The sequence below is a fragment of the Streptomyces sp. NPDC031132 genome (assembly GCF_055570595.1).
Genome location: NZ_JBVIGX010000042.1, coordinates 46,642 through 54,382 on the forward strand (window position 1 = coordinate 46,642; position 7,741 = coordinate 54,382).

The 7,741-nt window shown below is 71.1% G+C and carries 7 protein-coding genes; 2 read left to right on the top strand and 5 right to left on the bottom strand.

The window, feature by feature from the left end; all coding sequences use genetic code 11:
- Positions 1-64: 64 nt before the first annotated feature.
- From ACZ49B_RS34780 to ACZ49B_RS34790, 3 genes are read right to left on the bottom strand one after another with little or no spacing between them, the layout of a single operon-like run.
- On the bottom strand, positions 65-1,261 hold the full coding sequence (locus ACZ49B_RS34780) for a dipeptidase (protein ID WP_468314058.1): 1,197 nt from the start codon (positions 1,259-1,261) through the stop codon (positions 65-67).
- Positions 1,258-1,794: a 5-(carboxyamino)imidazole ribonucleotide mutase gene (purE, locus tag ACZ49B_RS34785; protein ID WP_468314061.1), complete on the bottom strand. Its 537-nt coding sequence runs from the start codon at positions 1,792-1,794 to the stop codon at positions 1,258-1,260. The genes ACZ49B_RS34780 and purE overlap by 4 nt, the downstream gene beginning before the upstream one ends.
- The gene (locus ACZ49B_RS34790) at positions 1,791-2,930 is read right to left on the bottom strand and encodes a 5-(carboxyamino)imidazole ribonucleotide synthase (protein ID WP_468314064.1); all 1,140 of its coding nucleotides are present in this window, start codon (positions 2,928-2,930) and stop codon (positions 1,791-1,793) included. Before ACZ49B_RS34790 ends, purE begins: the two co-directional genes overlap by 4 nt.
- A gap of 200 nt (positions 2,931-3,130) precedes the next feature.
- Here ACZ49B_RS34790 and ACZ49B_RS34795 point away from each other — a divergent pair, with 200 nt between their 5' ends.
- A complete protein-coding gene (locus ACZ49B_RS34795; protein WP_468314067.1) occupies positions 3,131-3,649 on the top strand; it encodes a GtrA family protein in 519 nt (172 codons plus the stop codon).
- Positions 3,650-3,694: 45 nt separating this feature from the next.
- On the opposite strand, the gene ACZ49B_RS34800 is transcribed toward ACZ49B_RS34795, so the two are convergent.
- Both ACZ49B_RS34800 and ACZ49B_RS34805 read right to left on the bottom strand, forming a co-directional pair.
- Entirely contained in the window at positions 3,695-4,960 is a 1,266-nt protein-coding gene (locus tag ACZ49B_RS34800; RefSeq protein WP_468314070.1) for an ATP-binding protein, read from the bottom strand.
- A gap of 12 nt (positions 4,961-4,972) precedes the next feature.
- Entirely contained in the window at positions 4,973-5,650 is a 678-nt protein-coding gene (locus ACZ49B_RS34805) for a response regulator transcription factor (RefSeq protein WP_030865957.1), read from the bottom strand.
- Positions 5,651-6,143: 493 nt separating this feature from the next.
- Here ACZ49B_RS34805 and ACZ49B_RS34810 point away from each other — a divergent pair, with 493 nt between their 5' ends.
- Positions 6,144-7,637, top strand: a complete 1,494-nt coding sequence (locus tag ACZ49B_RS34810; RefSeq protein ID WP_468314073.1) for a peptide MFS transporter — start codon at positions 6,144-6,146, stop codon at positions 7,635-7,637.
- Positions 7,638-7,741 lie beyond the last annotated feature (104 nt).

A 7,741-nucleotide genomic window follows, 5' to 3' on the forward strand; every position in this document is an offset into this window, starting at 1 on the left:
GGCAGATGTGGCGTTCGGGTGTAACCCGCAGGTCACACCCCTCGCCACAGCCGCCGGGCGGCGGCTACAGGACCGCGTTGGAGGGGCCGCGGGACGCCGAGAGCTCGCGCGCCACCGCTTCGGCGTCGCGCAGCGCCCGTACCGCGTTGGACCAGGTCAGCTTGGCGAGGTCCGCGTGCGACCAGCCGCGTGTGAGCAGCTCCGCGATCAGGTTCGGGTAGCCGGCCACGTCGTCCAGCCCGGCCGGGGTGAAGGCCGTGCCGTCGTAGTCGCCGCCGATGCCGACGTGGTCGACGCCGGCCACCTCGCGCATGTGGTCCAGGTGGTCGGCCACCGTGGCGGCCGTGGCCACCGGGCGCGGCCGCTCCGCCTCGAAGGCGCGGTGCAGGGCCATCGCCTCGGGCGAGGTGTCCAGGTGGTGGAAGCCGTGCGCCCGCAGGTTCTCGTCCGCGGCCAGGGTCCACTCGACCGCTGCCGGGAGGATGAACTTCGGTACGAACGTGGCCATCGCGACGCCGCCGTTGGCCGGCAGCTGCGCCAGCACGTCGTCCGGGATGTTGCGCGGGTGGTCGCACATCGCCAGCGAGGACGAGTGCGAGAAGATCACCGGCGCCGCCGAGACGGCGAGCGCGTCGCGCATCGTCGTCGCCGCGACGTGCGACAGGTCGACCAGCATGCCGATGCGGTTCATCTCGCGGACGACCTCGCGGCCGAAGTCGCTCAGGCCGCCGTGGCGGGGTTCGTCGGTCGCCGAGTCCGCCCAGTCGATCGTGTCGTTGTGCGTGAGCGTCATGTACCGCACGCCCAGCTGGTGCAGGGCGCGCAGCGTGGCGAGCGAGTTGTTGATGGAGTGGCCGCCCTCGGCGCCCATCAGCGAGGCGATCCGGCCGTCGGCGCGGGCCGCCTCCATGTCGTCCGCCGTCAGCGCCCTCACCAGGTCCGCCGGGTAACGGTCGATCAGCTGGGCGACGGCGTCGATCTGCTCCAGGGTGGCGCTGACCGCCTCGTCGCCGGCGAAGTCGGAGCGGACGTAGACCGACCAGAACTGCGCGCCGACGCCGCCGGCGCGCAGCCGCGGGATGTCGGTGTGCAGCAGGCCGCGCTGGTCGCCGCCGATGTCGCGCCGCGCCAGGTCGTAGCGGACCTGCTCGCGCAGGGCCCACGGCAGGTCGTTGTGCCCGTCGACCACCGGGTGTTCGGCGAGCAGCTCGCGGGCCTCGGCGAGGCGGTCCGCCGCCACGGACGTGTGCGCCGTGCTCACTTGCCGAACCCGAAGGAGTCCGCGCCCGCGACCTTCGCCCGCAGCCGCTTGCCCTTCTCGGTGGCCTGGTCGTTGAGCTCCTGCTGGAAGTCCTTCATCCGGCCGAGCAGCTCGGGGTCGTGGGCGGCCAGCATCCGTACGGCCAGCAGCCCGGCGTTGCGCGCCCCGGCGACGGAGACGGTGGCGACGGGAACCCCTGCGGGCATCTGGACGATCGACAGCAGGGAGTCCATGCCGTCGAGGTACTTCAGCGGCACCGGGACGCCGATGACGGGCAGCGGGGTCACCGAGGCGAGCATGCCGGGCAGGTGGGCGGCCCCGCCGGCGCCGGCGATGATCGCCTTCAGGCCGCGCCCGGCGGCCTGCTCCCCGTACGCGACCATCTCGCGCGGCATCCGGTGCGCGGAGACGACGTCGACCTCGTAGCGGATCTCGAACTCGTCCAGGGCCTGGGCGGCGGCCTCCATGACGGGCCAGTCGGAGTCCGAGCCCATGACGATGCCGATGACGGGCCCTGCGGTGGAGGTGCTCATGCGGTGATCGTTCCCCTGAGGTAGCCGGCTGCGTGGCGTGCGCGTTCCAGCACATCGTCCAGGTCGTCGCCGTAGGTGTTGACGTGGCCGACCTTGCGGCCGTGTTTCACGTCCTTGCCGTACATGTGGATCTTGAGCTGCGGGTCGTGGGCCATGCAGTGCAGGTACGCCGCGTACATGTCGGGGTAGTCACCGCCGAGCACGTTCGCCATGACCGTCCAGCGGGCCCGGGGGCGGGGGTCGCCCAGGGGGAGGTCCAGGACCGCGCGGACGTGGTTGGCGAACTGGGAGGTGACCGCACCGTCCTGCGTCCAGTGGCCGCTGTTGTGCGGGCGCATCGCCAGTTCGTTGACGAGGATCCGGCCGTCGGCGGTCTCGAACAGCTCCACGGCCAGGTGGCCGGTGACGCCGAGCTCCTTGGCGATGCGCAGGGCGAGGGCCTGGGCCTCGCCCGCGAGGGCCTCGGAGAGGTTCGGGGCGGGGGCGATCACCGTGTCGCACACGCCGTCCACCTGGATCGACTCGACGACGGGGTAGGCCACGGCCTGGCCGTGCGGGGAGCGGACGATGTTGGCCGCGAGCTCGCGGACGAAATCGACCTTCTCCTCCGCCAGGACCGGGACGCCCGCCTTGAAGGGGGCCTCCGCGTCCTTGGGGGTCCGGACGAACCAGACGCCCTTGCCGTCGTAGCCGCCGCGCACGGTCTTGAGGATGACCGGGAAGCCGCCCACCTCGTCGGCGAAGGCCGCCGCGTCCGCCGGATCGCTCACGATCCGGTGGCGGGGGCTCGGGGCGCCGATCTCGTCGAGCTTGGCGCGCATCACCCCCTTGTCCGCGGCGTGCATCAACGCGTCGGGCCCCGGGCGGACGGGGATGCCGTCCGCTTCCAGGGCCCGCAGGTGTGCGATGGGCACGTGCTCGTGGTCGAAAGTGATCACATCGCAGCCGCGCGCGAAGGCGCGCAACGTCTCCAGGTCGCGATAGTCGCCGATGACGACATCGCTCACGACCTGGGCCGCCGAGTCCTGCGGGGTGTCACTGAGGAGCTTGAATCTGATGCCGAGGGGGATGCCCGCCTCGTGGGTCATGCGGGCGAGCTGTCCGCCGCCGACCATGCCGACTACCGGGAACGTCACCTCTCCAGGGTATCCGCCGGCATTCCGCCATCCGGACACGGCCCTGGCGCGAACCCTGCGACGCGAGCAGCCTGCGCGTCCGTGTGCGCTGTATCGCACGGCGCGCGAAGGCGCAGACGGACCAACCCGGCGACACTTAGCATGGCAGGGACGAGTGACGCCTCGGTGCAGGGGCGGAGACGACAGGAGTGAACCGTCACATGAGTACGTCGCAAAACGGATCCACCCTCGAACGCGCACGCGGTCTCGCCCGGGAGGTCGCGAAGTTCGGGGCCGTTGGCGGACTCGGCGTGCTGGTCAACCTCGGTGTCTTCAACCTGATCCGCCACACGACCGACCTCCAGGTCGTCCGCGCGAGCGTCATAGCCACCGTCGTGGCCATCGCCACGAACTACCTCGGCTTCCGCTACTTCGCCTACCGGGACCGCGTCCAGTCCGGCCGCACCCGCGAGCTGACGCTGTTCGCCGTCTTCAGCGTGATCGGCCTGGTCATCGAGAACGGCGTGCTCTTCACGGCCACCTACGGCCTCGGCTGGGACGGCCCGCTCGCGAGCAACGTGCTCAAGTTCATCGGCATCGGCGTCGCCACCGTCTTCCGCTTCTGGTCGTACCGGACGTGGGTCTTCAAGGCCCTCCCCGTCCCCGCGGCCGCCTCGCTGGTCGTCGAGCAGCGCACCGGCCAGAGCACCGCCCTCGCCCCCGAGCCCGCGGGCAAGTGACCACCGCCGGGACACCCGGCCCGACGGGGCTGTGACGACGACCCGCTAGCGGACCGTCTGCTCCGGCTCCGGCCGCTCCGGCGCCGTCCGACTGAGGAACAGCGCGAACACCGGCGGATGCGTCTGCAGCAGCTCCAGGCGCCCCCCGTCGGCCTCCGCGAGGTCCCGGGCCACCGCCAGGCCGATCCCGGTGGAATTGCGGCCGCTGATGGCCCGCTCGAAGATCCGGTTGCCGAGGTCCGCCGGGACCCCCGGCCCCTCGTCCGTGACCTCCAGCACCGCCTGGTTCCCGATCACCCGGGTACGCAGCGCGACCGTGCCGCCCCCGTGCATCAGCGCGTTCTCCACGAGCGTGGCCAGCACCTGCGACACCGCGCCCGGGGTGCCGACGGCCCGCATGCCCGTCTTGCCGGAGCGCACGATGGCCCGGCCCGCGCTGCGGTAGGCCGGCCGCCACTCCTCGACCTGCTGCTTGACGACCTCGTCCAGGTCGAAGGGGACCGCCGAGCCCGTCCGCGGGTCCCGCGAGTTCGTCAGCAGCCGTTCGACCACGTCCGTGAGCCGCTCCACCTGGGTGAGGGCGATGCTCGCCTCCTCCCGTACGGTCTCCAGGTCCTCGGTGACCGTGATCTCCTCGAGCCGCATCGACAGGGCCGTGAGGGGGGTGCGCAGTTGGTGCGAGGCGTCCGCGGCCAGCCGCCGCTCGGCGGTCAGCATCCTCCCGATCCGCTCGGCGCTGGAGTCCAGCACGTCCGCGACCCGGTCCAGCTCGGGGACCCCGTACCGCTTGTGCCGGGGCCGCGGGTCGCCGGAGCCCAGCCGCTCGGCCGTCTCGGCGAGGTCGGTGAGCGGGGAGGCCAGCCGGTTGGCCTGCCGTACGGCGAGCAGGACGGCAGCCACGACGGCGAGCAGCGCCACCGCGCCGACCACGGCCAGGGTCCGCCCGACCTCGCGGGTCACCGTGGAGCGGGACTCCTCGACGACGACGATCTCGCCCTGCTCGCCCTTGGCGGTGCCGCGGATGACGCTGTCGGGGATCCGGTCGCCGACCTCCACGGGCGGCTGCCCGGGGACGGTGATGCGGGCGGAGCGGCCCATGTCCAGCTGCTCGGCGAGGGCCTGGGCGTCGATGGGCTTGTGCTCCAGGACGCTCGCCTCGACGATGCCGACCAGGCGCAGCGCCTCGGACTCGATGCGGTCCTGGGCACTGCTGGTGATCGTCCGGGTCTCCACGATGACGAGGGAGACCCCGAAGACGGCGATGACGACGAGCACCACGGCGAGCGTGGAGTTGATCAGGCGGCGGCGCATGTTCCGGTGCCGCTAGCTCTTCTCGAAGCGGAAGCCGACGCCTCGGACAGTGGCGATGTAGCGCGGGTTGGCGGCGTCGTCTCCGAGCTTCTTGCGGAGCCAGGAGATGTGCATGTCGAGGGTCTTGGTGGAGGACCACCAGGTGGTGTCCCACACCTCGCGCATCAGCTGGTCGCGGGTGACGACCCGGCCGGCGTCGCGGACCAGGACCCGCAGCAGGTCGAACTCCTTGGCCGTGAGCTGGAGCTCCTCCTCCCCCATCCAGGCGCGGTGCGATTCGACGTCGATCCGCACGCCGTGGGTGGCGGGGGCCTGGGTGGCGTCGTTGGCGCCGCGCCGCAGCAGGGCCCGGACCCGGGCCAGCAGCTCGGCGAGGCGGAAGGGCTTGGTCACGTAGTCGTCGGCGCCGGCGTCCAGGCCGACGACCGTGTCGACCTCGTCCGCCCGGGCGGTGAGGACCAGGATGGGGAAGCCGTGGCCCTCGGCGCGCAGCCGGCGGGCGACCTCGAGGCCGTCCATGCCGGGCAGGCCCAGGTCCAGGACGACGAGGTCGACGCCGCCCTGCAGTCCCGCGTCCAGGGCGGTGGGGCCGTCCTCCCGGACCTCGACCTCGTACCCTTCCCGGCGCAGGGCGCGGGCCAGGGGTTCCGAGATGGATGCGTCGTCCTCGGCGAGCAGTACACGCGTCATGTGGGTGATGGTAGTCCGCGGGGACGATGCGGAGGGGCGCACCTGCACACCCCTGCCGATCTGGTCTTATGTCTGAGGGTGGCCTTCGAATGTGGCCAAACGGTTCCCGGCCCGCCTGTGATCCATCTCTCAAGTCCTTTCATATGCCGCAGTGTCGTGTCGTATGGTGGCGAGACGCCTGATGCACTACCTCTGAGACCTTTGTGCCGAAAAGCGAGCCGAAGGTCTCGATTCTGTCCGGATCGATCAGGGGGTCTTGACGACCCGCCTCTTCGACTTCGGTGACAGTGAATGACCTGTGGGCCGGGCCCCGCGCGCGAAGGATGCGCCCGGGGCGTGGATCCCGGTTACGGACATCCCGCTGCCCCCCTCCTGTCGGGACGGGGGCAGACCCCTGGGCGTGGGGTGGGAACCCGTCGCCGGTGCCGGCCGCCCCCCACCGGGCGCTGTTCCGCTCACGAAGCGAAGCGTCCCGACCAAGCAAGGATCGACGATGGCTTCCAGCCTGACGAGGGACTCGGCCGCTACCGGCGAGAAGACCTTCCTCGGCCACCCCACCGGCCTGGCCTTCCTCTTCATGACCGAGATGTGGGAGCGCTACAGCTTCTACGGCATGCGCGCGCTGCTCGTGCTCTACCTGGCCACGAACGTGGCCGACGGTGGTCTCGGGATGAACGACGCGACCGCGGTCGCGATCTACTCCGTCTACAACGCGATGGTCTACCTGCTCGCCCTCCCGGGCGGCTGGCTGGGCGACCGCGTCTGGGGTGCCCGCAAGGCCGTCGCCGTCGCGGGTGTCGTCATCATGACGGGCCACTTCCTGCTGGCGGTGCCGGCGACCGTCTCGTTCTTCATCGGCCTGGCGCTCATCGCCGCCGGTTCCGGCGTGCTGAAGGCCAACATCTCCACGATGGTCGGCCAGCTGTACCGGGACGAGAACGACCCGCGCCGTGACGGCGGCTTCACGATCTTCTACATGGGCATCAACCTCGGTGCCTTCGTCGCCCCGCTGACCATCGGCTGGGTCGGCCAGGAGGTCAACTGGCACATCGGCTTCGCCATGGCCGGTGTCGGCATGGCCCTGGGTCTGCTGTTCTACTTCATCGGCTTCCGCCACCTGAACCCGGTCTCGAACCAGGTTCCGAGCCCGCTGAGCGCCGAGGAGAAGTCCTCGGTCGTCAAGAAGGGCCTGATCTGGCTGGGCGTCGCCGCCGCTGCCTACGCGATCATCGGCCTGGCCGGCATCTTCACGATCAACTACGCCCTGTGGCCGCTGACCATCGCCGGTCTCGTCCTCCCGGCGTGGGCGATCCTGCGGATCAAGCGCGACAAGGACCTCTCGGTGGTCGAGCGGTCGCGCATGTCGGCGTACGTCTGGTTCTTCGCCGCGGCCGCGATCTTCTGGGCGATCTACGACCAGACCGGCTCCACGCTGGCCCTGTTCGCGAAGGACAGCACGGACAGCACGCTGTTCGGCTTCTCGTTCCCGGAGAGCTGGTTCCAGTCGCTGAACCCGCTGTTCGTGATGGCGCTCGCGCCGATCTTCGCCTGGCTGTGGGTGGCCCTCGCCCGCCGCTCCAAGGAGCCGACCACCCTCGCGAAGTTCTCCTTCGCGCTGGTCATGATCGGTGCCTCCTTCGGCGTCATGATGGTCGCCCAGGGCCTGGCCGGCGGCGACGCGAAGGTCAGCCCGATGTGGCTGGTCGGCGTGTACTTCATCCAGACCGTCGGTGAGCTCACCCTCTCCCCCGTCGGCCTGTCGCTGACCACCAAGCTGGCGCCGCAGAAGTACGCCTCCCAGATGATGGGTGTCTTCTTCCTCGCGGTCACCGCCGGTGACTCGACCATCGCGCTGCTCCAGCTGCTCGGCGCCCCGACGGACACCCAGGGCTGGTTCGCCACCCAGGGCGTGCTCGCCGTCCTCGCCGGCATCGCGATCTACATGTACCGCAAGAAGGTCCAGCCCCTCATGGGCGGCGTGCACTGACGCACCCCCCTAAGCACGCAGCGGGGGGGGGGGGGGGGGGGGGGGGGGGGGGGGGTTGGGGTGTGGGGGGGGGGGGGGGGGGGGGACGTCCCCCGCGAGGGAAA